Raw genomic sequence first — 24085 nt, 5'->3', positions numbered from 1 at the left:
GGTGCCGCGCCGAGTGACCGCTGAACTCGACCTCGATCTGGGGGCGTCCGTCGACCTCGTCTTCCAGATCACCGCCGCCCAAGGAGTGCCCCTCGTCAGCGAGAAACTCTCCTTCGCGCAGGGCAATCGCCTCTGGACGCCGACCGAGATCATCGACTCCTCCGGAAGTCGTCTGCACCGTCTCACGGGCGAGCAGGGGCCGCTGGCCGTTCGCTACGAGGCCGTTGTGGACGGAGTCGCGTCGCGCCCGCGCACGGGCGACCTCGAGACCATCACCTACCTGCGTCCGAGCCGGTACTGCCAGTCCGACGAGGTGTTCGCCCAGGCGCGACGCCAGTTCCGCGGGCTCGCGGGCGAGGAGCTGTTGGCCGCGGTGTCGACGTTCGTGGCATCCACCGTCACCTACACGCCCGGCCTCAGCCTCGGCACCGACAGCGCCGTGACGACCCTGACGACCGGTCAGGGGGTCTGCCGCGACTATGCGCACGTGGTGATCGCCCTGCTGCGGGCGATGGACGTGCCCGCGCGGTACGCGGCGTGCTACGCCCCGGGACTGGAGCCGATGGACTTCCACGCCGTCGCCGAGGCGTACCTCGACGGCGCCTGGTACGTCATCGACGCGACCCGGCTCGCCGACCGCCGCTCGCTCGTGCGCATCGCGACCGGCCGCGACGCCGCCGACTGCGCGTTCCTCAGCTACCACGGCGGATACGTCGGCCTCGAACGCATGCGGGTGGACGCCGTCCTCGACGCCGAGGTGCCGTCCGGCGCCGACGACCACGAGGCGCTGGTGCAGATCGGCTGAGGCGTCCCGGTCCCCTCCGCGCACACGGGGCACTCATTCGCTCGCCCTAGACTTGACGGGTTATGGATCCCGCAGCCCTCTCCACCGCCCTGCTCGCCGTCATCGCTCCGCTCGCCGAGGCACGACGAGAGGGCTCGTCCGAGGGGCTCACCGCGGCCGATCTGCCTCTGGAGCGGCCGAAGAACCGCGACCACGGCGACTGGGCGTCCAACGCGGCGCTGAAGCTGTCGAAGGTGGTCGGGGTCAACCCGCGCGAGTTCGCCGGCGAGATCGCGGCGGGCCTCGAGGCCGTCGACGGCATCGCGAGCGTCGAGGTCGCCGGTCCGGGCTTCATCAACATCCGCCTGGATGCCGCTGCCGCCGGTGCCCTGGCGAAGACGATCGTCGACCAGGGGGCGGCGTTCGGCACGAACGACTCGCGCGCCGACGAGGTCATCAACCTCGAGTTCGTCAGCGCCAACCCCACCGGTCCGATCCACCTCGGCGGCACGCGCTGGGCCGCCGCCGGAGACGCTCTCGCGCGCATCCTGTCCTCGCAGGGCGCGAAGGTCACCCGCGAGTACTACTTCAACGACCACGGGGCGCAGATCGACCGCTTCGCCCGTAGCCTCGTCGCCGCCCACCAGGGCGACCCGACCCCCGAAGACGGGTACGGCGGCGCGTACATCGGCGACATCGCACAGCGAGTGGTCGCCCAGTACGACGGTGACATCGACGCCCTCGATCCGGATGCCAAGCAGGAGGCCTTCCGCGAGCTGGGCGTCACGCTCATGTTCGGCGAGATCAAGCAGTCGCTGCACGAGTTCGGCGTCGACTTCGACGTGTACTTCCACGAGAACGACCTGCACGACTCCGGGGCCGTCGACCGGGCCGTCGCGCGGCTGCGCGAACTCGGCCACATCTTCGAGGCCGACGGGGCGACCTGGCTGCGCTCGACGGAGTTCGGCGACGACAAGGACCGCGTCATCATCAAGTCCGACGGGAACCCCGCCTACATCTCGGGCGACCTGGCGTACTACCTCGACAAGCGCGAGCGCGGCTTCAACCGCTGCATCATCATGCTCGGCGCCGATCACCACGGCTACGTCCAGCGCCTGATGGCGATGTGCGCGGCCTTCGGCGACGAGCCGAACGTCAACCTCCAGGTGCTCATCGGTCAGATGGTCAACCTCGTGCGCGACGGCCAGCCGATGCGCATGTCCAAGCGCGCCGGCACCGTGGTGACCCTCGAGGATCTCGTGGAGATCGTCGGCGTGGATGCCGCCCGCTACGCGCTCACGCGCAGCTCGGCGGACTCGAACCTCGACATCGATCTCGACGTTCTGCAGAAGCGCACGAACGACAACCCGGTGTTCTACGTGCAGTACGCCCACGCCCGCACGCACAACGTCGCCCGCAACGCGCACGCCTCCGGGGTCGACCGTTCGGAGTTCGCCCCCGAGCTGCTCGACCACGAGACGGAGTCGGCGCTGCTGGGCGCGCTGCAGGAGTTCCCGCGCATCCTCTCGTACGCCGCCGAGGTGCGCGAGCCGCACCGCGTCGCGCGCTACCTCGAGGAGCTCGCGGGCCTGTACCACCGCTGGTACGACAACTGCCGCGTCATCCCGCTCGGCGACGCCCCGGTCGAGCCGGTGCACCGCACCCGCCTGTGGCTCAACGACGCCACCGGCCAGGTGCTGCGCAACGGTCTGACGCTGCTCGGCGTGAGCGCCCCGGAGCGCATGTAGTCATGACGGATGCCGCCCGCCCCCGTCGTCGCACCGGTCGCTGGATCGCGGTGCTCCTGGTGCTGGCGGTGCTGCTGGCCGCCCTCGTCGTCGCGGCGGAGTTCATCGCCCGCTCGGTGGTGACCGGGACGGTGCGCACCCTCGTCGTCGAGAAGGTGGGTCTCCCCGCCGACCAGCCGGTCGACGTGGAGCTCGCCGGTCTCGTCCTGCCGCAGTTGGTGTCGGGCCGTCTCGACGACGTCCAGGTCGCGAGCGACGACGTCGCGCTCGGCCCGCTCACCGGCGATGTGCGCGTCGAGATGCAGGGTGTGCCGATCGACGGGGCGTCCGCCGCGACGGGCGGCACCGCGACGGTGCGCCTCGACGAGGCCCAGCTGCGCGAACTGCTCGGCCGACTCGACGGGTTCCCGGCCGACGGCCTCACGGTCGCCGCCCCCGACGTGTCCGTGTCGACCGACATCTCCGTGCTCGGCATCCCGATCCCCGTCGGCATCTCGCTCACGCCCGGCGCCGCGGACGGCCAGCTCACCCTGACACCCTCGGCGTTCCGCCTCGCCGGCAACGAGGTCGACGCCGACACGCTGCGCTCCCAGCTCGGCGGGCTCGCCGACGCCGTGCTGGAGACGCGCAGCGTCTGCATCGCCGACCAGTTGCCGCGTGCGCTCACGCTCACCTCGGCGTCGGCCCAGGGCAGCGATGTGGTCGCGTCGTTCGCGATCGACGGAGCCATCCTGAACGATCCCGCACAGCAGGAGAACGGCTTCTGCGGCTGAGCGCCCTGCTGCCGTGAGGAGCGGTACGTGGCGGCTTCCGGGGCGTCCGAGCGGCCGGCGCGGGAGAAGAGCGGCATACGCGGTGCCCTAGACTGCTGGGACTGCCCGTCGCGTGACTCTCCGCGCGGGTGGGAGCCGTGATCCGCGGCCGTCGCGTCGCCGCAAAACCCGATTGGTCCCTCTGTGTCCGTCTCGCACTCCGCCCTCGTGCCCGAGTGGCTCACCGCCCCGGCCGAAGCGAACGAGCTCGTCCCCTCCGTCTGGCCCGCCTCGGCGCACCGCGTCGCCGACGGCTCCGTCGAAGTCGGCGGCGTCTCGGTGTTCGATCTGCGCGATCGTTTCGGAACGCCCCTGTACGTGCTCGACGAGGCCGAGGTGCGCGCCCACGCGCGTCGCACCCGGGAGGCCTTCGAAGCCGCGGCCGCACGGCACGGCATCCGGGCTCGCGTGTACTACGCGGGCAAGGCGTTCCTGTCCACCGAGGTCGTGCGCTGGGTTGTCGCCGAGGGGCTCTCGGTCGACGTCTGCACACGCGGAGAGCTCGAGGTGGCGCTCGCCGGCGGCGCCGAGCCGGCGCGCCTGGGTTTCCACGGCAACAACAAGAGCGTGGCGGAGCTCGAACGAGCCGTCGACATCGGTATCGGCTCGGTCGTTGTCGACAGCCCGATCGAGATCGAGCGCCTCGCGGCGATCGCCGAGCGCCGCGGAGCGGTGCAGACCGTGCTGGTGCGCGTGCGCACCGGCGTCCACGCCGAGACCCACGCCTTCCTCGCCACCGCGCACGAAGACCAGAAGTTCGGATTCTCGCTCGAGGGCGCCGTCGAGGCCGTGACCCGCATCCGCCAGCTGCCGAGCCTGCGCTTCGTCGGTCTGCACGCCCACATCGGGTCGCAGATCTTCGACCCCTCGGGCTTCCGGGAGTCGGCCTCGCGGCTGGTCGACCTGCACGCCGACCTGCTCGCCGGGGGAGAGATCCCGCTGCTGAACGTCGGCGGCGGCTTCGGCATCTCCTACACCTCGGTCGACGACCCGCAGCCCATCGAGACGATCGCCGACGGCATCCTCGACGCCATCGCCGACGAGTGCGCGGCCCGTGGCATCCCCCTCCCCGATGTCGCCTGCGAACCCGGCCGCTCGATCGTCGGTCAGGCCGGGGTCACCCTGTACGAGGTCGGCACGGTCAAGACCGTCGCCGCCGGTGAGGGTCTGGATCGCACCTACGTCAGCGTCGACGGCGGTATGAGCGACAACGCGCGCCCCGCGCTGTACGGCGCCGACTTCTCGGCCCGGGTCGTTTCGCGCACCAGTGCCGTGACACCCGCCCTGGCGCGCGTCGTGGGGCACCACTGCGAGTCGGGAGACATCGTGGTGGATGCTGAGTACCTTCCGGGCGACATCACCCCGGGCGACCTCCTCGCCGTGCCCGCGACGGGGGCGTACTGCTTCTCGCTCGCGAGCAACTACAACTACACACCCCGCCCGCCCGTCGTCGCGGTGCGCGACGGCGCGGCGCGCGTCATCGTCCGCGGTGAGACGGTCGACGACCTACTCGCCCGCGACGTCGGGGTCGCGGCATCCGACTCGACCCTGTCCCGCGGCGCGTCCGCACCATCTGACGGAGACACCGAATGACCGACTACCGCACACTGCGCGTGGCGCTCCTGGGCGCCGGCGCGGTCGGCTCGCAGGTCGCCGACCTGCTCCTCAAGCACGCAGCCGAGCTCGCCGACCGCGCGGGCGCCACGCTCGAGCTCGCCGGCATCGCCGTCCGCGACATCGACGCCAAGCGCGACGCCGACCTGCCGCGCGAGCTGTTCACGACCGACGCCGAGACGCTCATCGTCGGAAGCGACATCGTCATCGAGCTCATGGGCGGCATCGAGCCCGCCCGCACGCAGGTGCTGCACGCCATCGCCTCGGGCGCCGACGTCGTCACGGCCAACAAGGCGCTCCTGGCCACGCACGGCTCCGAGGTGTTCGAGGCCGCCGACCAGGTTGGCGCCGAGGTCTACTACGAAGCCGCCGCCGCGGGGGCGATCCCCATCATCCGCCCGCTGCGCGACTCGCTCGCGGGCGACCGGGTGGTGCGCATCATGGGCATCGTCAACGGCACGACGAACTACATCCTCGACCGCATGGACACCGAGGGCGCCGACTTCGCGGACGTCCTCGCGCAGGCGCAGGCCCTCGGCTACGCCGAGGCCGACCCCACCGCCGATGTCGAGGGCTACGACGCCGCGCAGAAGGCCGCGATCCTCGCGAGCCTCGCCTTCCACACCACGGTCCCGCTCGACGCCGTCCACCGCGAGGGCATCACCTCGGTCGACGCCGCGATGATCGAGTCGGCCCGTCACGCCGGGTACGTCATCAAGCTCCTCGCCGTGTGCGAGCGCCTCACCGCCGACGACGGCGCCGAGTCGATCTCGGTGCGCGTGTACCCGGCCCTCGTCGACCGCGCGCATCCGCTGGCGAGTGTCCACGGCGCGAACAACGCCGTCTTCGTCCAGGCCGAGGCCGCGGGCGACCTCATGTTCTACGGCGCGGGCGCGGGCGGCGTGCAGACCGCCTCGGCCGTGCTGGGCGACGTCGTCTCGGCCGCGCGTCGGCACATCGCCGGGGGAGTGGGCGTGGGCGAGTCCACGCGTGCCAACCTGCCGGCCGTGCCGATCGGGCACGTGATCACGCGCTACCAGATCACGCTCGAAGTCGACGACAAGCCCGGCGTGCTCGCCACCGTCGCCGGCATCCTGAGCGAGGGGCGCGTGTCGATCGCGACCGTCGAGCAGACCGTCATCGAGGCGGCCCCGGATGCCGAGGAACCGGGCGCGTCGACAGGCTCAGCGACCGGAGCGGGCTCCGCCCGGCTGGTCATCGGAACACACAAGGCCCGCGAGCAGGATTTGAGCGAGACCGTCGAGCGTCTCGCCGCGAGCGGCGTCGTCGAGCGCGTGGTCTCCGTGCTGCGTGTGGAAGGGAACTGACATGGCACACCTCTGGGGCGGAGTCCTCCGCGAATACGCCGACCGACTGGGCGTCACCGACGCCTCCACGGTCGTCACCCTCGGCGAGGGCGGGACGCCGCTGCTGCCCGCTCCCGCGCTGTCGCGTCGTACCGGCGCCGACGTGTGGGTCAAGTACGAGGGGATGAACCCGACCGGGTCGTTCAAGGACCGCGGCATGACCGTCGCCCTCTCGCGCGCCGTCGAGCACGGCGCCAAGGCCGTCATCTGCGCGTCGACCGGCAACACCTCGGCCTCGGCCGCGGCCTACGCCGCGCACGCCGGCATCACCGCGGCGGTGCTCGTGCCGGAGGGCAAGATCGCGATGGGCAAGCTCAGCCAGGCGGTGGCGCACAACGGCCGTCTCATCCAGATCCGCGGCAACTTCGACGACTGCCTCGAGATCGCGCGCGAGCTCGCCGACCACTACCCGGTACACCTCGTCAACTCGGTCAACCCCGACCGCATCGAGGGGCAGAAGACCGCCGCGTACGAGGTCGTCGAGGTGCTGGGCGACGCTCCCGACTTCCACGTCATCCCGGTCGGCAACGCCGGCAACTACACCGCCTACTCGCGCGGCTACCGCGAAGAGGCGGCGCGCGGCGTCGCCACGCGCGTTCCCCGGATGTTCGGCTTCCAGGCCGCCGGCTCCGCCCCGCTCGTGCGCGGCGAGGTCGTCAAGCAGCCCGAGACCATCGCCAGCGCGATCCGCATCGGCAACCCCGCCTCGTGGGAGCTGGCGCTCGAGGCGCGCGACGCCACCGACGGCTACTTCGGCGCGATCGACGACGCCGGCATCCTCGAGGCGCAGAAGATCCTCGCCGGCGAGGTCGGGATCTTCGTCGAGCCCGCCTCCGCGATCAGCGTCGCGGGGCTGCTCGAGCGCGCCGAGGCCGGGGTCGTCCCCGCCGGGGCCAAGGTCGTGCTCACCGTCACCGGTCACGGCCTGAAGGACCCCCAGTGGGCCCTGCGCCGCGCCGACGGCACGGACGTCTCGCCGACGGTCGTCGACGCCACGACGACGGAGGTCGCCTCCGTGCTCGACCTGCAGCCGGTGACCGCGTGAGCTCAGGCCCCGGTCGACGGGTCGCGGTCCGCGTCCCCGCCACCAGCGCCAACCTCGGGCCCGGATTCGACACCCTCGGCCTGGCGCTGAGCGTCTACGACGAGCTCGAGGTCGAGCAGCTCGACGGCGACCGCCTCGAGATCGAGGTCGAGGGCGAGGGCGCCGTCGACGTGCCCCGCGACGACACGCACCTCGTCGTACGCGCCATGGCGCACACCTACGCCTCGGTCGGCCGCACCCTCCCGGGCCTCCGACTGACCGCGCGCAACGTCATCCCGCACGGGCGCGGCATGGGGTCGTCCGGGGCCGCGGTGGTCGCCGGCATCCTGGCCGCGAAGGGACTGCTCGAGGGCGAGGTCGCTTTCAGCGACGTCGACCTGCTGCGCCTGGCCACCGAGATGGAGGGGCACCCCGACAACGTCGCCCCGGGACTGTTCGGCGGTCTGACGATCGCGTGGATGGATGCCGAGGGCCCGCAGCACAAGCAGCTCATCGTGCACCGCGGTGTCTCTCCGCTCGTCCTGGTGCCGAGCTTCACGATGTCGACGGCCGTCGCCCGCAGCCTGCAGCCGCTGCAGGTGCCGCGCGAGGACGCGGTGTTCAATGTCTCGCGCTCGGCCCTGCTGATCGCGGCCATGACCCAGAGCCCCGAGCTGCTCATGGCGGCCACCGAAGACAAGCTGCACCAGAACTATCGCGCGCAGGCGATGCCCGAGACCGATCTCCTGGTGCGCTCGCTGCGCGCGGCGGGATTCGCGGCCGTCGTCTCCGGTGCCGGTCCGAGCGTTCTGGTGCTCGCCGACGGGCCGGGGCAGCGACTCGCGGCGGCAGATCTTACGGCATCCGTGGTCGACACCCCTTGGCAGGCGCTCATGCTCGCCGTCGACGTCAAGGGTGGTACAGTGAAAAACGCAGAGGGTTCCGCGTAACTTCGCGAATCTGAGCCTCTGCACCACCTGCGAAGTCCGCAACACATCGCGAACCCGGTATCGGCTGCAGTCTCCCGAACCGCTGGTGTCCTTCGTCTGCGTTCTGCACGGCGACGCGCGATCTGATCACGTTTCATTTTCTGAGGAGCACTCGTGGAGTCCATCTCCGAGACCCAGCCCGTCGACGCGCCCGAGGGTGTCGAGACCCCCGTCGACGAGCAGCCGACGGCCGCCCCCGAGGGCGCCGACGCGACCGACGCGGCACAGACCGAGGGCGCCGCCGCCCCGGATGCCGAGGAGGCCGCCGCCGAGCAGCCGGAGGCGCTGTTCACCGACGACGCCCTTGCCGCCGGCGAGGCCGCGGAGGCCCCCGCGGCCGAGGCGCCCGCCGAGCCCGAAGCGGCCGCCGAGCCCGAAGCGGCCGCCGAGCCCGAGGTGCCCGCCGCCGAGGCTCCCGCGACCGAGCCCGAGGCGCCGGCCGCCGACACCGCGGAGGTCCCGGCCGCCGCCGCTGCGGAGGCACCCGCCGAGGAGGCCGCGCCCGAGAAGCCCGCTCGCGCCCCGCGCAAGCGCGCCCCCCGCCGCGCCAAGAGCCCCACGGCTGAAGAGAAGGCCGCCGCCGAGGCCGCTGCCGCCGAGGCCGCTGCCGCCGAGGAGGCCGCTGCGGCCGACACCGCGGTCGTCGCCGACGACGACGCGACCACCCCCGTCACCACCGCGGCCGACGTGGCCGCCGACGCCGAGGCCGCCGCCGAGACGCCGAGCGTCGACGAGGCCGCCCCCACCGCCGACGAGGCGCCCGCGGCATCCGACGCTCCCGCCGACGAGGCGGCCGAGGCGACGGCATCCGAGGCCCCCGCCGCAGAGCAGGCGGAGCAGAGCGACGAGACCCCGTCGCGCGGCCGCGGCCGCAGCCGGTCGCGCAATCGCAACCGCAACAAGGCCGACGCCGCCGAGAAGACCGAGGCCGCCCCCGCCGAGGAGGCCGAGGCGGCGCCGCAGAACGGGCAGCGCGAGAACGCTCAGCGCGAGAACGGCCAGCGCGACAACGCGCAGAACGGTCAGCAGGCGCAGCAGCAGCAGGGCCCGGCGAACAGCCGTAACCGCCAGCGCAACAAGCGCCGCGGCCAGAACAGCACGGGCGACGAGTTCGAGACCGAGATCGGCGAAGACGACGTCCTCGTCCCGATCGCGGGTGTCCTCGACGTGCTCGACAACTACGCATTCGTGCGCACCACCGGCTACCTGCCCGGCCCGAGCGACGTCTACGTCTCGCTCGGCCAGGTCAAAAAGTACAACCTGCGCAAGGGCGACGCGGTCGTCGGTGCCATCAAGCAGCCCCGTGAGGGCGAGCAGCAGGGGCGTCAGAAGTACAACGCGCTCGTGCAGGTCGACTCGATCAACGGCCTGTCGGTCGACGACGCCGCCGCTCGCGTCGAGTTCACCAACCTCACGCCGCTGTACCCCCAGGAGCGCCTGCGCCTGGAGACCGGCCCCGAGAAGCTGACGCAGCGCATCATCGACCTGGTCGCCCCCGTCGGCAAGGGCCAGCGCGGTCTGATCGTCGCGCCCCCGAAGGCCGGCAAGACGATCGTGCTGCAGCAGATCGCCAACGCGATCGCCACGAACAACCCCGAGGTCCACCTCATGGTCGTGCTCGTCGACGAGCGCCCCGAAGAGGTCACCGACATGCAGCGCACGGTCCGCGGAGAGGTCATCGCCTCGACGTTCGACCGCCCGGCCGAGGACCACACCACCGTCGCCGAGCTCGCGATCGAGCGCGCCAAGCGTCTCGTGGAGCTCGGTCGCGACGTCGTCGTGCTGCTCGACTCGATCACCCGCCTCGGCCGCGCATACAACCTCGCCGCGCCCACCTCGGGACGCGTGCTCAGCGGTGGTGTCGACGCCTCGGCGCTGTACCCGCCCAAGCGCTTCTTCGGCGCCGCGCGCAACATCGAGAACGGCGGATCGCTCACGATCCTGGCCACCGCCCTCGTCGAGACCGGGTCGAAGATGGACGACGTGATCTTCGAGGAGTTCAAGGGCACCGGCAACAGCGAGCTGCGCCTGAACCGTCAGCTTGCCGACAAGCGCATCTTCCCCGCCGTCGACGTCAACGCGTCGAGCACGCGTCGCGAAGAGATGCTGCTGTCGAACGACGAGGTCAAGATCACCTGGAAGCTCCGCCGTGCGCTGGCCGGTCTCGAGCCCCAGCAGGCCCTCGAGGTCGTGCTCGGCAAGCTCAAGGAGACGCAGTCGAACGTCGAGTTCCTCGTGCAGATGCAGAAGTCGATCCCGGCGCCCGCGCGCGGCGGTGACGACAACAGCATCCGCTGACCCGGGGCGCAGACGCGATGTCGGTGCCTGCGATGTTCGAGTCGGTCCGGGGGCTCCTCGACGAGCACAAAGCCGTCCAGGAGGAGCTCTCCGACCCGGCCGTGCACGCCGACGCTGCGCGGGCCAAGCGCGTCAACCGGCGCTACGCCGAGCTGTCGCGCATCGTCGCGGCGCATGACGCCTGGGTCTCGGCATCCGATGATCTGGATGCCGCCCGCGAGCTCGCGAAAGAAGACGCGGCGTTCGCCGACGAGGTGCCGGCGTTGGAGGAGCGGGTCGCCGAGACGCAGGAGCGTCTGCGGCGCCTGCTCATCCCGCGCGACCCCGATGACGCCCGCGACGTGATCATGGAGATCAAGGGCGGCGAGGGCGGGGCCGAGAGCGCCCTGTTCGCTGCCGACCTGCTGCGCATGTACCTGCAGTACGCGGCGTCGATGGGCTGGAAGACCGAACTGCTCGAGCGCACCGAGTCCGACCTCGGCGGCTACAAAGACGTCCAGGTCGCGATCAAGGGCTCCTCCAGCGACCCGGCCCAGGGCGTGTGGGCGCACCTGAAGTACGAGGGCGGCGTGCACCGCGTGCAGCGGGTGCCCGCGACCGAGTCCCAGGGGCGCATCCACACCTCGACCACGGGTGTGCTCGTGTTCCCCGAGGTCGACGAGCCCGAAGAGGTCGCGATCGACCCGAATGACCTGAAGATCGACGTGTTCCGCTCATCGGGCCCGGGCGGGCAGTCCGTCAACACCACGGACTCGGCCGTGCGCATCACCCACGTGCCCACGGGGATCGTGGTGTCGATGCAGAACGAGAAGTCGCAGCTGCAGAACCGCGAGGCCGGTATGCGCGTGCTGCGCGCGCGCCTGCTCGCCAAGCAGCAGGAGGAGCGCGACGCCGTCGCCGCCGATGCGCGGCGGTCGCAGATCCGCGGCATGGACCGCTCCGAGCGCATCCGCACCTACAACTTCCCCGAGAACCGCATCGCCGACCACCGCACCGGGTACAAGGCCTACAACCTCGACCAGGTCATGGACGGTGCCCTCGGCCCGATCATCGAGTCGGCGATCGCCGCCGACGAAGAGGCACGGCTGGCGGCGCTCGCGGACTCCTAGGATCGGGTGGTGCTCACCGCCGCCCAGATCATCGCCTTCGACGACACCCCGCCGCCCCCGGGATGCTCCCCGTGGGTCGGTGCCCCCGAGCAGGTGCGGCACATCGAGATCGTCGAACCGGATGCCGCCTGGCCCGACATCTTCGCCTCCTTCCGGTCCGCGATCGTCGGCGCGCTCGGCGAGCGGGCCCTGGCCGTGGAGCACGTCGGCTCGACGTCGGTGCCCGGTCTCGCGGCGAAGCCGGTGATCGACATCGACCTCACCGTCGCCGACACCGACGACGAGGACGCCTACGTCCCGCACCTCGAAGCCCTCGGATTCATGCTGCGCGTCCGCGAGCCGTGGTGGCTCGGGCACCGGTGCCTGGTGTCGGCCGCCCCCGCCGCGAACCTCCACGTCTGGCCGCCCGACAGTCCCGAGGCGGCTCGTCACCGGCTCTTCCGCGACTGGCTGCGGATCGACGGCGCGGACCGCGAACGCTACGCGGCGATCAAACGCGCCGTGGCGGCCGACGGCCTGATGAGCGAGTACAACGCCCGCAAGCAGGGCGTGATCCGCGAGATCTACGCGCGGGCCTTCGCCGCGGCGGGCTTCCTGCCCTGACCTCGGCGCTCATCCCGCGCCGTGGGCGTCGCCGGAACAGTCCGAACGGGTCTCCGTGTTCAGTCGTCCCATGCGGGCGGGTGGGGGAGCGGTCCGCGGCGGGATTCGAGCTGCGCGGCGAGCGAGAGCAGCGCGGCTTCTCCGCCGGGGCGTCCGACCATCTGCACCGAGACCGGGTGGCCGGTGGCATCGGCGGTCACCGGCAGGGTCAGGGCGGGCAGGCCTGCGACGTTGACGAAGCTGGAGTACGGCGCGTACTCGACCTGCATCGCGAAGGTGCGCTCCGGGCTGTGGCCCGCGTAGGCGCCCACGGGCTGCGGCACTTGCGCGAGAGCGGGCATCAGGACGGCATCGAAGGCCGAGAAATCCGCGATCGTCCGACGCTCGAACGCCCGTGCGGCGGTGAGTCCGTCCAGCAACTCGAGGGCGCTCAACCGGCGTCCTTCCTGCACGAGCCAGGCGGTCAACGGCTCGACGAACTCCATGTCGGCCGCCGTGAGGGGGATCCGCGCGGCGCTCGCGCGCCAGAGCACGTGGAAGAGCGACGCGTAGCCGACCGGATGCCACTCGGCATCCGTCACCGCGTGACCCGCGTCGGAGAGCCAGGCGGCCGCCGTGTCGAAGGCGGCTCGTGCGTCGGCGTGGAGGCGGATGTCCTCCTCGTCGTCCCACGGCGACACCGTCGTGACGCCGATGCGGAGGGCACCCGGCTCTCGCCGCGCCGCGTCGACGAAGGGCCCTCCGCCCGGGGCGGCCGTCGCGTAACGGAACGGGGCGATGCCGACGAGCGCGTCGAGCAGGAGTCCAGCGTCCTCCGCCGAGCGCGCGATCGGCCCCGTCACCGACAGGCCGTCGGGGGAGTCGAAGCCCGATCCGATCGGCAGCCGCCCGCGCGAGGGCTTGAGCCCCACCACGCCGACGGTGGAGGAGGGGATGCGGATCGACCCGCCGCCGTCGGAACCCACCGCAGCGGGCAGCAGTCCCGCCGCGACCGCCACCGCGGCGCCTCCGCTCGACCCGCCTGCTCCGGCTGCCGGGCGCCAGGGGTCGCGGGCCGGGGCGTGGATCCGCGGCTCCGTGAACCCGGTCAGCCCGAACTCCGAGGTGCTCGTCTTGCCGAGGTTCACCGCTCCGGCGGTGTCCAAGGCCGCGGCGAGGGGGTCGGATGCCGCGGGCACGTGGGCGGCGCGCGAGCGCGAGCCGTACCGCGTCGGCACCCCCGCCCGGGCCACCAGGTCCTTGTCGGCGAGGGGTACTCCCCACAACGGACCCCGCTCGCTTCCGACGGTGATCTCGGCCGCGCGGCGGCGCGCGGCATCCGGGGTCACCTCGGCGAATGCGCCGAGATCCGCGAAGCGCCCGATGCGCGCGAGGTAATGTGCGGTGAGCTCGGCGGGGGAGAGGTCGCCGGCGCGCAGGCCCTCGACCTGCGCCGCGAGCGAGAGGTCGTGCAGCCGGGTCATCGTTCGAGCCTAGAGGTGCTCCGCCTCGTCAGATCCAGTACTCGGGCGTGGTCAGCAGGGCGCGGGTGTCGTCACCGCTGCGTCGCGTGCGGGCCTTGGCCGGCACCCCGACCAGGACGCTGTCGGCCGGCGCGTCCCTCGTGACCACGGCGTTCGCGCCGACCACCGAGCGCGCCCCGAGCGTGATGGGACCGAGGATCTTGGCTCCCGCACCCACCGCGACGCCGTCGTGCAGCGTCGGGTGGCGTTTGCCGCCCTCGCGCTGACGACCGCCGAGCGTCACACCGTGGTAGAGCATGACGTCGTCGCCGACCTCGGCCGTCTCACCGACCACGACACCCATGCCGTGGTCGATGAAGAAGCGACGGCCGATCGTCGCGCCGGGGTGGATCTCGACGCCCGTGAGCCATCGCGTCACCTGCGACAGCGCGCGCGCGGGGAAGCGCAGCCCACGATGCCACAGGCGGTTCGCCACCCGGTACGACCACACCGCGTGCAGCCCCGGGTACAGCAGTGCGATCTCGAGACCGCCGCGCGCCGCGGGATCGCGGAGCTTCGCGGCCTCGATGTCCTCACGGATGCGCGAGAGGGCCCCCACGTCAGTCTTCGCGCAGGTGCTCGTAGAGCGCCGTGGAGAGGTACCGCTCGCCGTAGGAGGGGATGATCACGACGATGTTCTTGCCCGCGGCCTCGGGGCGGCGGGCGACCTCGAGGGCGGCCCAGATCGCCGCGCCCGAGGACATGCCCACGAGGATGCCGTCTTTCGCGGCCGTCTCGCGCGCCAGGCGGATGGCGTCGTCGAACTCGACGTCGATGACCTCGTCGAGGATGTCGCGGTCGAGGATCGCGGGCACGAAGTTCGGGCCGATGCCCTGGATCTTGTGCGGCCCGGGGTGGCCCTTGGTGAGGATCGGGGAGTCGGCGGGCTCGACGGCGACCACCTTCACGCCGGGGACGCGCTCCTTCAGCACCTGGCCGACACCGGTGATGGTGCCGCCCGTGCCGATGCCGGCGACGAAGTAGTCGACCTTGCCGTCGGTGTCGCGCAGGATCTCCTCCGCGGTGGTCTTGCGGTGGATGGCCGGGTTGGCCTCGTTCTCGAACTGGCGCGCCCAAACGGCGCCCGGCGTCTCGGCGACGATGCGCTTGGCCTCGTCGACCGCGTGCGACATGCCCTTGGTGGGGTCGGTGAGGACGAGTTCGGCGCCGAACGCCTTGAGCAGGACGCGGCGCTCCTTCGACATCGAGGCCGGCATGGTCAGGATGACCTTGTACCCGCGCGCCGCACCGACCATGGCCAGGGCGATGCCGGTGTTGCCGCTCGTGGACTCCACGATCGTGCCGCCCGGCTTGAGCTCTCCCGAGGCCTCGGCGGCGTCGACGATCGCGATGCCGAGGCGGTCCTTGACGCTCGAGGCCGGGTTGTAGAACTCCAGCTTCAACAGGATCTGCGCCTCGGTGCCCTCGGCGACGCGGTTGAGCCGCACCAGGGGGGTGTCGCCGAATGCGGAGGTGATGTCGGAGTGAATGCCGGGCATGGAGCGCCTTTCGCCGTCGATCAGAACGCGACCAGCCTAGGCGAGGCCTCCGACGCCGGTTCTTGTGTGACGCTGCGCTACTAGGCTGGGGTCCCGACATGCCCGAGACGTCCTCGCCCCCGCCCGCCGCCCTCCGCGTCGCCGACGTCGTCCGCGACACCGTCGCGCGCTTGTCCGCCGCCGGGATCCCCGACCCGCAGGTGGATGCCGAGCTCCTCGTCGCCCACGTGCTCGACACGTCGCGCGGGGGAGTGCAGGCCGCGGCGATCCGCGGCGACGGGTTTCCCGATGCGCTCGCGTCGTCCTTCGCGGCTCTCGTGGACCGCCGCTGCGCCCGCGAGCCGCTGCAGCATCTGACGGGCCTCGCACCGTTCCGCTCGATGGAGCTCGCGGTCGGCCCCGGTGTCTTCGTCCCGCGTCCCGAGACCGAGATGGTTGCTCAGCTGGCCATCGACGCGCTGCGCGCCGTGGCATCCGAGGCTCCGATCGCCGTGGATCTCGGCACCGGCAGCGGCGCGATCGCCCTCGCGATGGCGACCGAGGTGCCGAACGCGCGCGTCTTCGCCGCCGAGAACTCCGTCGACGCCTTCGTCTGGACGAAGCAGAACGTCGCGCGGCTCGGAGCCGAGAACGTGACGCTGGCGTTCATCGACCTCGCCGAAGCCTTCCCCGAGCTCGACGGGACCGTCTCGGTCGTGGCATCTAATCCCCCCTACGTCCCCGACGACGCCATCCCGCGCGACCCGGAGGTGCGGCTGTTCGATCCGCCGGCGGCGCTGTACGGCGGGCCGGACGGATTGGACGCGGTCCGTCAGCTCAGTCGGGTGGGACTGCGCCTGGCACACCCCGGCGGCGCGATCGTCATCGAGCACGGGGAGTGGCAGGGCGAGGCGATCCGCGACATCCTCACCGCCGACGGATGGCGCTCGGCGGCGACCCACCCCGACCTGACCACGCGCGACCGGGCCACGACCGCCGTGCGGCCCTGATCGTCCGCGGGGCGGGGCGCGACTAGACTGGCGCGCGACATGTCACCCGTATACGACTGCCGTGACGAGTCGCAGCTGCTGTCCGGAATGCGCCACGCGCGTCAGGCGATCGGCCGCGGCGAACTCGTCGTGCTCCCCACCGATACCGTCTACGGAATCGCCGCCGACGCGTTCAACGCGCGCGCCGTCGCGGGGCTCCTCGAGGCGAAGGGACGCGGCCGCCAGCAGCCGCCGCCCGTGCTCGTGCCCGGTGTCGGGACGCTCCGCGCGCTCGTGGCCGAGGTGCCGCCCGCGGTCGACGACCTCGTGCGCGAATTCTGGCCCGGTGGCCTGACCATCGTCCTCCCCGCTCAGCCGTCGCTGTCGTGGGACCTGGGCGACACCCACGGCACGGTGGCGGTGCGCATGCCTGCCCAGAAGCTCACCCTCGAGCTGCTGGAGGAGACCGGTCCGCTCGCGGTGTCGAGCGCCAACCTCACCGGCCGGCCCGCCGCCGTCGACATCGATTCCGCGCGCGACATGCTCGGCGACAGCGTCGCGGCGTATCTCGACGCCGGCGCCAGCGAGACCGGCATCGCCTCTACCATCATCGACGCCACGACACTCGTCGGCGGGGCCGAACCGATCGTCCGGGTCCTGCGCGAGGGTGCGATCTCGCGCGAGCGCCTGCGCGCCGTGCTCGGCGACCTGCTCGAGCCCGATCCCGTCGAGGAGACCGACGCGGACCCCCTCACCGCCGCGGCGTCGACCGACGCGGCCCCGGATGCCGAGGCCCCCGGTCCGTGACCCAGTACCTCCTCACCATCCTCTTCACGGCCGCGGTGACCCTCGCGCTGTCGTGGGTGGTGTGGAAGCTCGCACTGCGGTTCAAGCTGTATCCCGGCATCCGCGACCGGGACGTGCACAAGACGCCGACGCCGCGGCTGGGCGGCGTGGCGATGTTCCTGGGCGTCCTGGCGGCGTTCGCGCTGTCGAGCCGCAACCCCTACTTCTCGATCTTTTGGGTCGATCCGGTCCCGGTGCTGTCCCTCCTGGGTGCGGTGCTGCTCATCGTGCTCGTCGGTGTGGCCGACGATCTCTGGGACCTCGACTGGATGATCAAGCTGGGCGCGCAGTTCGTCGCCGCCGGCGTCATCGCGTGGTTCGGGCAGCTGCAGATCCTGTCACTTCCGATCGGCGCGCTGACCGTGGGCTCGAGCTGGGTGAGCTTCCTGCTCACCGTGTTCGCTCTGGTCGTGGTCATGAACGCCGTCAACTTCATCGACGGCCTGAACGGGCTGGTCGCGGGCGTCTGCCTCATCGCGAACGGCGTCTTCTTCGCGTACTCCTACCTCCTCGTGCGCGACACCGGTGCGAGCACGTACTTCAACCTCGCCTCCTTCATCGCGGCGGTGCTGGTGGGGGCCTGCCTCGGATTCCTCCCGATGAACTGGACCCCCGCCAAGCTCTTCATGGGCGACGCCGGCGCTCTCATGCTCGGCCTGTTGATGGCCAGCTCCGCGGTGGCGATCACCGGACAACTCGATCCCGCCGTGCTCGATCCCGAGAAGATCGGGCGTTCCCAGCTGCTCGGTGCCTTCATCCCGATCCTGCTGCCGGTCGTCATCGTGCTGCTCCCGCTGCTCGATTTCGGCCTGGCCGTCGCGCGACGTCAGTGGGCCGGGCGCTCCCCGTTCTCGCCCGACCGCAAGCACCTGCACCACCGCATGCTCGACATGGGGCACAGCGACCGCGACGCGGTCCTCATCTTCTACAGTTGGACCGCCGTGGTGAGCCTGGCGTTCCTGCTGATGTACATCGGCACGCAGCAGAGCTGGCCCGGCGATTACGCGATCGGCATCGCGTTCGGCCTCGTCGGCGTCGCGGCGTGCGTCGTGCTCACCCTCCTGCCCTCCTCGCACCGCCTGCGGCGGTTGTCCCGCCGCGTCCGCCCGACCCGACCGGAGTCCCCCTCATGAGCAGCATCACCCCCGCCCCCCGCCGCGCCCTCTCGAGCACGCCGGTGCTGCGCACGGCGCTCACGTGGGGCGGTGTCGTCACCCTCGTCCTGCTCGTCGTCGGCGGACTCGTCGGCTTCCTGGTCGGGGGAGCGGGGGGCCTCGGCAGCGCCCTCGCGGGCGTGGCCGTCAGCGCGATCTTCCTCGCCGTGACCGCCGCGAGCATCCTCATCGCCAACCGCTGGTTCGGCGACCCGCTCTACGTGCCGATCTTCTTCGGCATCGTGCTGGGGGGCTGGCTGCTCAAGCTCGTGCTCTTCATCATCGCGATCGTGATCCTGCGCGGCCAGGACTGGGTCGACCCGATGGTCTTCTACATCGCGCTGGTGGTGAGCGTGGTGGCTTCGCTCGCCGTGGATGTCGTCGTCCTGCTGCGCATGCGCATCCCCAGCGTCAGCGACGTCAGCCTCCCCACCGACCCGGATGCCGGCGACCGCCGGTCCTGATCCCGCCCATAACCCACCCGATCGGCGCCCGCCGCACGATACTCCGGGGGCGAGACGATCCGCCCTCCGGACGCATGCATCCGCCGGGAGTTTGATAGGGTGGCATAAGTACCCGCCCGCGATGGGAACTCTTCTCCAGGTTCGCACTTCGGGTACCATCACCGACCATCGTCGCAACGGTTCACACCGATGCCCCGAAGCTGGAGCCAGCGCTGACTACTCAAGCTGCGACCCTGATCACGAACTTCGCGTCTGCGGGTGCGGAATTCCACCCGCCCTCCATCTCGGAGTTCTTCCCCGACGCGGTGCTGTTCGAGGGCACGATCTTCGCGATCACGCGAATCAACCTCATCCAGATGCTCGCGACGGCGGTCCTGGTCACGCTCCTCATCGTCGGCACCCGTCGGATGACCGTGGTTCCCGGTCGGTTCCAGAGCGTCGTCGAGATGGGCCTGGACTTCGTCCGCGTCAACATCGCGGAAGACATTTTGGGCCGCAAGGACGGCAAGCGCTTCCTTCCGATCCTCACCACGATCTTCTTCATGGTGCTGTTCATGAACATCACGGGCGTCATCCCGTTCCTGAACATCGCCGGCACCAGCGTCATCGCGGTTCCGATGCTGCTCGCGATCGTTGCCTACGTCACGTTCATCTACGCGGGCATCAAGAAGAGCCCCAGCGGGTTCTTCCGCAACTCGCTCATGCCTCCCGGGCTGCCCTGGTTCCTCTACATCCTCATCATCCCGCTCGAGTTCCTCTCGACCTTCATCATCCGCCCCGTCACCCTGACGCTGCGTCTGCTGATGAACATGGTCGTCGGCCACCTCATGCTCGTGCTGTTCTTCGCTGCGACGCAGTTCTTCGTCGTCGACCTCAGCGGATGGTGGACGGCGCTCGGCGCCGGCTCCCTGGCCTTCGGCTTCGCCTTCACCCTGTTCGAAATCTTCGTCGCCTTCCTCCAGGCGTACGTCTTCGCGATCCTCACCGCGGTCTACATCCAGCTCGCGGTCGCAGAAGAGCACTGAGCGGCCCGGCGCACGCCGAGCCACCCAACGAAAGGAAAAAACCCGTGGACGCAACTACGGTTCTCGCCCAGGTCACCGGTAACGTCGCCACGATCGGCTACGGCCTCGCCGCGATCGGCCCCGCCATCGGCGTGGGCATCGTCGTCGGCAAGACGATCGAGGGTGTCGCCCGTCAGCCCGAGCTCGCGGGCCGCCTGCAGGTCCTGATGTTCATCGGTATCGCCTTCACCGAGGCGCTCGCCTTCATCGGTATCGCGACCGGCTTCATCTTCACCTGATCCCGGCCGCTCTCGATTCACTGTAAGGAGACAGGATGCTGAACGCTCTTGTCACTCTCGCCGCGGAGCCCGCGGGGGAAGCGCACAACCCGCTGCTTCCCGCGGTCTACGACATCATCTGGTCGGCGGTGTGCTTCGTCGTCATCATCTTCGTGGTGTGGCGCGTCGCTCTGCCGCGCATGGCGAAGCTGCTCGACGAGCGCAGTGCTGCCATCGAGGGCAACATCGCGAAGGCCGACGAGGCCCAGCGCCAGGCCGAGGCCGCCCTCGAGCAGTACACCGCGCAGCTCGCCGAGGCGCGCCGCGAAGCCGGTGAGATCCGCGAATCCGCTACGCAGGACGGTCGCAAGATCGTCGCCGAGGCCCGCGAGACCGCTGCCGCCGACGCCGCACGCATCACCGCTTCTGCGCACGCGCAGATCGAGGCCGAGCGTCAGGCGACCCTCGTGCAGCTGCGTTCCGAGGTCGGTACCCTCGCGGTCGACCTCGCCGGCAACGTGATCGGGGAGACCCTGTCCGACGACGCGCGCGCCAACGCCGTGGTCGACCGCTTCCTCGCCGAGCTCGAGGCCTCCGAGAAGGCGGCCAAGTAATGGGCAGCGCGACCACTCAGGCGCGGACCGCGACGTCGGAGGCCCTGGCCTCCACGTCGGGTGTCGATCTCGACGTCGCTCGCGAGCTGTTCGCGGCCGTCGGTGCCGTGAGCGGATCGGCGCAGCTGAGCGGCGCGCTGTCCGACTCCTCGGCGCCGGCCGCCGCTCGCGCGGCCCTGGTGTCGGGCGTCTTCGGCTCGTCGTACCGTCCCGCCACGGTGGCCCTGCTCACCAGCGCCGCGCAGCAGCGCTGGTCGAGCTCGGCCGAATTCGTCGAGGGTCTGGAAGAGCTGGCGGTGCGCGCCACCGCGGTCGCCGAGACCAACGACATCGAGCCCGAGCTGTTCTCGTTCTCGCGCACGGTCGCCGCCAACGGCGAGCTCGAACTCGCCCTCGGCGGTCGTCTCGGCGACGCGTCGGCGAAGGGCTCGCTCGTGTCGACCCTGCTCGACGGTCGTGTCAGCGCCGGGACGACGCTGATCGTCTCGTCGCTCGTGCAGAACGCCCGCGGTCGCCGCGTCCGAGCCCTGCTGCGTCGCGCCGAGAGCATCGTCGCCGACCAGCGTGCGCGCATCGTGGCGACCGTCTCCGCCGCCGCGCCCCTGAGCGCCGAGCAGCAGACGCGTCTGCAGAACGCTCTCAGCGCACGTTACGGTTCGGCGGTCACGCTGAACACCGTGATCGACCCGACGGTGGTCGGCGGTCTGCGCGTGCAGGTCGCGGACGACGTCATCGACGCGAGCGTGTCCGCACGCCTCGCCGACCTCCGCCAGCGGATCGCAGGCTAAGACTTTCCGCCCGAGTGGGCGTGGATCTGGGGGCCGAGTGCCCCACGAACGAAGGAAGACAATGGCAGATCTCTCTATCAGCCCCGACGTCATTCGTGACGCGCTGAAGGACTTCGTCAACGCCTACGAGCCCACCGGCGCCGCGGCGACCGAGGTCGGCGCCGTCGTCGACGCGGCCGACGGCATCGCGCACGTCGAGGGCCTTCCGGGCGTCATGGCCAACGAGCTCATCCGCTTCGCGGACGGCACGCTGGGCCTCGCTCAGAACCTCGACGAGAACGAGGTCGGCGTCGTCGTGCTCGGCGACTTCGCCGGCATCGAAGAGGGCCAGAGCGTCACGCGTACCGGCGAGGTCCTCTCGGTCGGCGTGGGCGACGGCTACCTGGGTCGCGTCGTCGACCCGCTCGGCAACCCGATCGACGGTCTCGGCGAGATCGCGACCGAGGGGCGCCGCGCGCTCGAGCTCCAGGCGCCCGGCGTCATGCAGCGCAAGAGCGTGCACGAGCCCCTTCAGACCGGCATCAAGGCCATCGACGCCATGATCCCCGTCGGCCGCGGCCAGCGTCAGCTCATCATCGGCGACCGCCAGACCGGTAAGACGGCCATCGCGATCGACACGATCATCAACCAGAAGTCCAACTGGGAGTCGGGCGACGTCAACAAGCAGGTCCGCTGCATCTACGTCGCCATCGGCCAGAAGGGCTCGACCATCGCCTCGGTGAAGGGCGCGCTCGAGGACGCCGGTGCGATGGAGTACACCACCATCGTCGCGGCCCCCGCCTCCGACCCCGCCGGCTTCAAGTACCTGGCGCCCTACACCGGTTCGGCCATCGGCCAGCACTGGATGTACGGCGGCAAGCACGTCCTGATCATCTTCGACGACCTGTCGAAGCAGGCCGAGGCCTACCGTGCGGTGTCGCTGCTGCTGCGTCGTCCGCCGGGCCGCGAGGCGTACCCCGGTGACGTCTTCTACCTGCACTCGCGTCTGCTGGAGCGTTGCGCCAAGCTCTCCGACGAGCTCGGTGCCGGTTCGATGACGGGTCTGCCCATCATCGAGACCAAGGCCAACGACGTCTCGGCGTACATCCCGACCAACGTGATCTCGATCACCGACGGCCAGATCTTCCTGCAGTCCGACCTCTTCAACGCCAACCAGCGTCCGGCGGTCGACGTGGGTATCTCGGTGTCGCGCGTCGGTGGTGACGCCCAGGTCAAGTCGATCAAGAAGGTCTCCGGAACGCTCAAGCTCGAGCTGGCCCAGTACCGCTCGCTCGAGGCTTTCGCGATGTTCGCGAGCGACCTCGACGCCGCCTCGCGCCGCCAGCTCGCCCGCGGTGCGCGCCTGACCGAGCTGCTGAAGCAGCCGCAGTACTCGCCGTACCCCGTTGAGGAGCAGGTCGTCTCGATCTGGGCCGGCACGAACGGCAAGCTCGACACCGTCGAGGTGTCCGACGTGCTGCGCTTCGAGCGCGAGCTGCTGGACTACCTGCGTCGCAACTCGACCGTGCTCGACACGCTGCGCGAGACCAACGTGCTCGGCGACGACACGCTGGCCGAGCTCGAGCAGAAGATCGACGCGTTCGCCAAGGAGTTCCAGCCCGGCAAGGACCAGAGCGTCGTCGGCGCCGAGAAGGTCGATGCCGCTGAGGCCGAAGACGTCAACCAGGAGCGAATCGTCAAGGGCCGTCGCTGACAGCGACGACACGAGAACGTAAATCATGGGCGCACAACTGCGGGTCTACAAGCAGAAGATCTCCTCTGCTCAGACGACCAAGAAGATCACGAAGGCGATGGAACTCATCGCGGCCTCACGCATCCAGAAGGCGATGGCGCGTGTGCGCGCGGCATCGCCCTTCGCGCGGGCCGTCACGAGCGCCGTCTCCGCGGTGGCCACGCACTCCTCCGTCGATCACCCGCTGACGACCGAGCGCGAGAACATCCGCCGTTCGGCCGTGGTCATCTTCACCTCCGACCGCGGCCTCGCCGGCGCGTTCAACTCGCAGATCCTCCGCGAGGGTCTCGAGCTGGCCGAGCTCCTGCGCTCGCAGGGCAAGGACGTGGTGTTCTACCTCGTCGGTCGCAAGGCCGTCGGCTACTTCCAGTTCCGCCGCATGGCGAGCGCTGCGCAGTGGGTCGGCGACACCGACACCCCGCAGTTCTCGACTGCGGAGGAGATCTCGGATGCCGTCCTCCAGGCGTACCGCGCCGGTGGCGAGAACGAGGGCGTCGACGAGATCCACCTCGTGTACAACCGCTTCGTCAGCATGATGACGCAGTCGCCCGAATCGGTGCGTCTGCTTCCGCTCGAGGTGCTCGAGGCCGACGAGGCCCCGGCGCAGGCCGAGGTCTACCCGCTCTACGAGTTCGAGCCGGACGCCGAGACCGTTCTCGACGCGCTCCTGCCGGTGTACGTCCAGAGCCGCATCTTCAACGCCCTGCTGCAGTCGTCGGCCGCCAAGCACGCCGCGACCCAGAAGGCCATGAAGTCGGCCAGCGACAACGCCGACAAGCTCATCACCGACTACACCCGTCTGCGCAACAACGCGCGTCAGGCGGAGATCACGCAGCAGATCGCCGAGATCGTCGGCGGCGCCGATGCCCTGGCATCCGGCAAGTAAGT

The 24085-nt window shown here is 70.7% G+C and carries 23 protein-coding genes; 20 read left to right on the top strand and 3 right to left on the bottom strand.

Features of this window, described 5'->3' with window-relative positions; genetic code table 11:
- The first annotated feature begins 1 nt into the window (after position 1).
- The 10 genes from Q9R20_RS01525 (at position 2) to Q9R20_RS01480 (ending at position 12348) form a co-directional block, all read left to right on the top strand.
- A complete protein-coding gene (locus Q9R20_RS01525; RefSeq protein WP_311247683.1) occupies positions 2-805 on the top strand; it encodes a transglutaminase family protein in 804 nt (267 codons plus the stop codon).
- 62 nt (positions 806-867) lie between these two features.
- Entirely contained in the window at positions 868-2532 is a 1665-nt protein-coding gene (gene argS, locus Q9R20_RS01520) for an arginine--tRNA ligase (protein WP_311247682.1), read from the top strand.
- A 2-nt stretch (positions 2533-2534) separates the two neighbouring features.
- A complete protein-coding gene (locus Q9R20_RS01515) occupies positions 2535-3305 on the top strand; it encodes a DUF2993 domain-containing protein (protein ID WP_311247681.1) in 771 nt (256 codons plus the stop codon).
- Positions 3306-3488: 183 nt separating this feature from the next.
- Positions 3489-4937 carry a diaminopimelate decarboxylase gene (lysA, locus tag Q9R20_RS01510; RefSeq protein WP_311247680.1) on the top strand — a complete coding sequence of 483 codons (1449 nt, stop codon included), beginning with the start codon at positions 3489-3491 and terminating at the stop codon, positions 4935-4937.
- Entirely contained in the window at positions 4934-6286 is a 1353-nt protein-coding gene (locus Q9R20_RS01505) for a homoserine dehydrogenase (RefSeq protein ID WP_311247679.1), read from the top strand. The genes lysA and Q9R20_RS01505 overlap by 4 nt, the downstream gene beginning before the upstream one ends.
- A gap of 1 nt (position 6287) precedes the next feature.
- Entirely contained in the window at positions 6288-7370 is a 1083-nt protein-coding gene (gene thrC, locus Q9R20_RS01500) for a threonine synthase (RefSeq protein WP_311247678.1), read from the top strand.
- Positions 7367-8299, top strand: coding sequence for a homoserine kinase (gene thrB / locus Q9R20_RS01495; protein ID WP_311247677.1), 933 nt, complete (start codon positions 7367-7369; stop codon positions 8297-8299). The genes thrC and thrB overlap by 4 nt, the downstream gene beginning before the upstream one ends.
- Before the next feature lie 153 nt (positions 8300-8452).
- Entirely contained in the window at positions 8453-10636 is a 2184-nt protein-coding gene (rho, locus tag Q9R20_RS01490; RefSeq protein ID WP_311247676.1) for a transcription termination factor Rho, read from the top strand.
- 32 nt (positions 10637-10668) lie between these two features.
- The gene (gene prfA, locus Q9R20_RS01485) at positions 10669-11745 is read left to right on the top strand and encodes a peptide chain release factor 1 (RefSeq protein WP_311247675.1); all 1077 of its coding nucleotides are present in this window, start codon (positions 10669-10671) and stop codon (positions 11743-11745) included.
- A 9-nt stretch (positions 11746-11754) separates the two neighbouring features.
- Positions 11755-12348: a GrpB family protein gene (locus Q9R20_RS01480; protein WP_311247674.1), complete on the top strand. Its 594-nt coding sequence runs from the start codon at positions 11755-11757 to the stop codon at positions 12346-12348.
- Between the two features lie 59 nt (positions 12349-12407).
- Here Q9R20_RS01480 and Q9R20_RS01475 read toward each other — a convergent pair whose 3' ends face one another.
- The 3 genes from Q9R20_RS01475 to cysK are packed head-to-tail and all read right to left on the bottom strand — an operon-like array spanning position 12408 to position 15349.
- On the bottom strand, positions 12408-13811 hold the full coding sequence (locus tag Q9R20_RS01475; protein WP_311247673.1) for an amidase: 1404 nt from the start codon (positions 13809-13811) through the stop codon (positions 12408-12410).
- Positions 13812-13839: 28 nt separating this feature from the next.
- The gene (gene epsC / locus Q9R20_RS01470) at positions 13840-14409 is read right to left on the bottom strand and encodes a serine O-acetyltransferase EpsC (protein WP_311247672.1); all 570 of its coding nucleotides are present in this window, start codon (positions 14407-14409) and stop codon (positions 13840-13842) included.
- Position 14410: 1 nt separating this feature from the next.
- The gene (gene cysK, locus Q9R20_RS01465) at positions 14411-15349 is read right to left on the bottom strand and encodes a cysteine synthase A (RefSeq protein ID WP_311247671.1); all 939 of its coding nucleotides are present in this window, start codon (positions 15347-15349) and stop codon (positions 14411-14413) included.
- A 98-nt stretch (positions 15350-15447) separates the two neighbouring features.
- On the opposite strand from cysK, the gene prmC reads away from it, so the two are divergent.
- The 10 genes from prmC (at position 15448) to Q9R20_RS01415 (ending at position 24083) form a co-directional block, all read left to right on the top strand.
- Positions 15448-16338: a peptide chain release factor N(5)-glutamine methyltransferase gene (gene prmC, locus Q9R20_RS01460; RefSeq protein ID WP_311247670.1), complete on the top strand. Its 891-nt coding sequence runs from the start codon at positions 15448-15450 to the stop codon at positions 16336-16338.
- Positions 16339-16377: 39 nt separating this feature from the next.
- The gene (locus Q9R20_RS01455; RefSeq protein ID WP_311247669.1) at positions 16378-17124 is read left to right on the top strand and encodes an L-threonylcarbamoyladenylate synthase; all 747 of its coding nucleotides are present in this window, start codon (positions 16378-16380) and stop codon (positions 17122-17124) included.
- The gene (locus Q9R20_RS01450; RefSeq protein WP_311247668.1) at positions 17121-18296 is read left to right on the top strand and encodes an MraY family glycosyltransferase; all 1176 of its coding nucleotides are present in this window, start codon (positions 17121-17123) and stop codon (positions 18294-18296) included. Before Q9R20_RS01455 ends, Q9R20_RS01450 begins: the two co-directional genes overlap by 4 nt.
- Entirely contained in the window at positions 18293-18781 is a 489-nt protein-coding gene (locus Q9R20_RS01445; protein ID WP_311247667.1) for a hypothetical protein, read from the top strand. Before Q9R20_RS01450 ends, Q9R20_RS01445 begins: the two co-directional genes overlap by 4 nt.
- 356 nt (positions 18782-19137) lie before the next feature.
- Positions 19138-19806, top strand: a complete 669-nt coding sequence (gene atpB, locus Q9R20_RS01440; RefSeq protein ID WP_396653662.1) for a F0F1 ATP synthase subunit A — start codon at positions 19138-19140, stop codon at positions 19804-19806.
- Between the two features lie 44 nt (positions 19807-19850).
- Complete coding sequence (atpE, locus tag Q9R20_RS01435) at positions 19851-20084, top strand: F0F1 ATP synthase subunit C (protein WP_043360904.1); 234 nt, start codon at positions 19851-19853, stop codon at positions 20082-20084.
- 35 nt (positions 20085-20119) lie between these two features.
- Positions 20120-20677 carry a F0F1 ATP synthase subunit B gene (locus Q9R20_RS01430; RefSeq protein ID WP_103210253.1) on the top strand — a complete coding sequence of 186 codons (558 nt, stop codon included), beginning with the start codon at positions 20120-20122 and terminating at the stop codon, positions 20675-20677.
- The gene (locus tag Q9R20_RS01425; protein WP_311247666.1) at positions 20677-21465 is read left to right on the top strand and encodes a F0F1 ATP synthase subunit delta; all 789 of its coding nucleotides are present in this window, start codon (positions 20677-20679) and stop codon (positions 21463-21465) included. Before Q9R20_RS01430 ends, Q9R20_RS01425 begins: the two co-directional genes overlap by 1 nt.
- Positions 21466-21526: 61 nt before the next feature.
- The gene (gene atpA, locus Q9R20_RS01420; RefSeq protein WP_295839105.1) at positions 21527-23158 is read left to right on the top strand and encodes a F0F1 ATP synthase subunit alpha; all 1632 of its coding nucleotides are present in this window, start codon (positions 21527-21529) and stop codon (positions 23156-23158) included.
- Between the two features lie 25 nt (positions 23159-23183).
- On the top strand, positions 23184-24083 hold the full coding sequence (locus Q9R20_RS01415; protein WP_311247665.1) for a F0F1 ATP synthase subunit gamma: 900 nt from the start codon (positions 23184-23186) through the stop codon (positions 24081-24083).
- The last annotated feature ends 2 nt before the right edge of the window (positions 24084-24085 follow it).

This window comes from Microbacterium sp. PRF11, from assembly GCF_031844085.1.
Classification (GTDB): Bacteria; Actinomycetota; Actinomycetes; order Actinomycetales; family Microbacteriaceae; genus Microbacterium.
The sequence above is the reverse complement of the archived record's forward strand: the minus strand, read 5'-3'. Positions and strand labels throughout refer to the sequence as shown.

Coding starts and splice junctions, on each gene's coding strand:
- Q9R20_RS01430 (WP_103210253.1), top strand. CDS start 20,120: ATGCTGAACGCTCTTGTCACTCTCGCCGCGGAGCCCGCGGGGGAAGCG.
- Q9R20_RS01515 (WP_311247681.1), top strand. CDS start 2,535: ATGACGGATGCCGCCCGCCCCCGTCGTCGCACCGGTCGCTGGATCGCG.
- prmC (WP_311247670.1), top strand. CDS start 15,448: ATGCCCGAGACGTCCTCGCCCCCGCCCGCCGCCCTCCGCGTCGCCGAC.
- Q9R20_RS01475 (WP_311247673.1), bottom strand. CDS start 13,811: ATGACCCGGCTGCACGACCTCTCGCTCGCGGCGCAGGTCGAGGGCCTG.
- argS (WP_311247682.1), top strand. CDS start 868: ATGGATCCCGCAGCCCTCTCCACCGCCCTGCTCGCCGTCATCGCTCCG.
- Q9R20_RS01415 (WP_311247665.1), top strand. CDS start 23,184: ATGGGCGCACAACTGCGGGTCTACAAGCAGAAGATCTCCTCTGCTCAG.
- atpB (WP_396653662.1), top strand. CDS start 19,138: ATGCTCGCGACGGCGGTCCTGGTCACGCTCCTCATCGTCGGCACCCGT.
- Q9R20_RS01425 (WP_311247666.1), top strand. CDS start 20,677: ATGGGCAGCGCGACCACTCAGGCGCGGACCGCGACGTCGGAGGCCCTG.
- Q9R20_RS01505 (WP_311247679.1), top strand. CDS start 4,934: ATGACCGACTACCGCACACTGCGCGTGGCGCTCCTGGGCGCCGGCGCG.
- thrC (WP_311247678.1), top strand. CDS start 6,288: ATGGCACACCTCTGGGGCGGAGTCCTCCGCGAATACGCCGACCGACTG.
- cysK (WP_311247671.1), bottom strand. CDS start 15,349: ATGCCCGGCATTCACTCCGACATCACCTCCGCATTCGGCGACACCCCC.
- Q9R20_RS01445 (WP_311247667.1), top strand. CDS start 18,293: ATGAGCAGCATCACCCCCGCCCCCCGCCGCGCCCTCTCGAGCACGCCG.
- prfA (WP_311247675.1), top strand. CDS start 10,669: ATGTTCGAGTCGGTCCGGGGGCTCCTCGACGAGCACAAAGCCGTCCAG.
- Q9R20_RS01455 (WP_311247669.1), top strand. CDS start 16,378: ATGTCACCCGTATACGACTGCCGTGACGAGTCGCAGCTGCTGTCCGGA.
- atpA (WP_295839105.1), top strand. CDS start 21,527: ATGGCAGATCTCTCTATCAGCCCCGACGTCATTCGTGACGCGCTGAAG.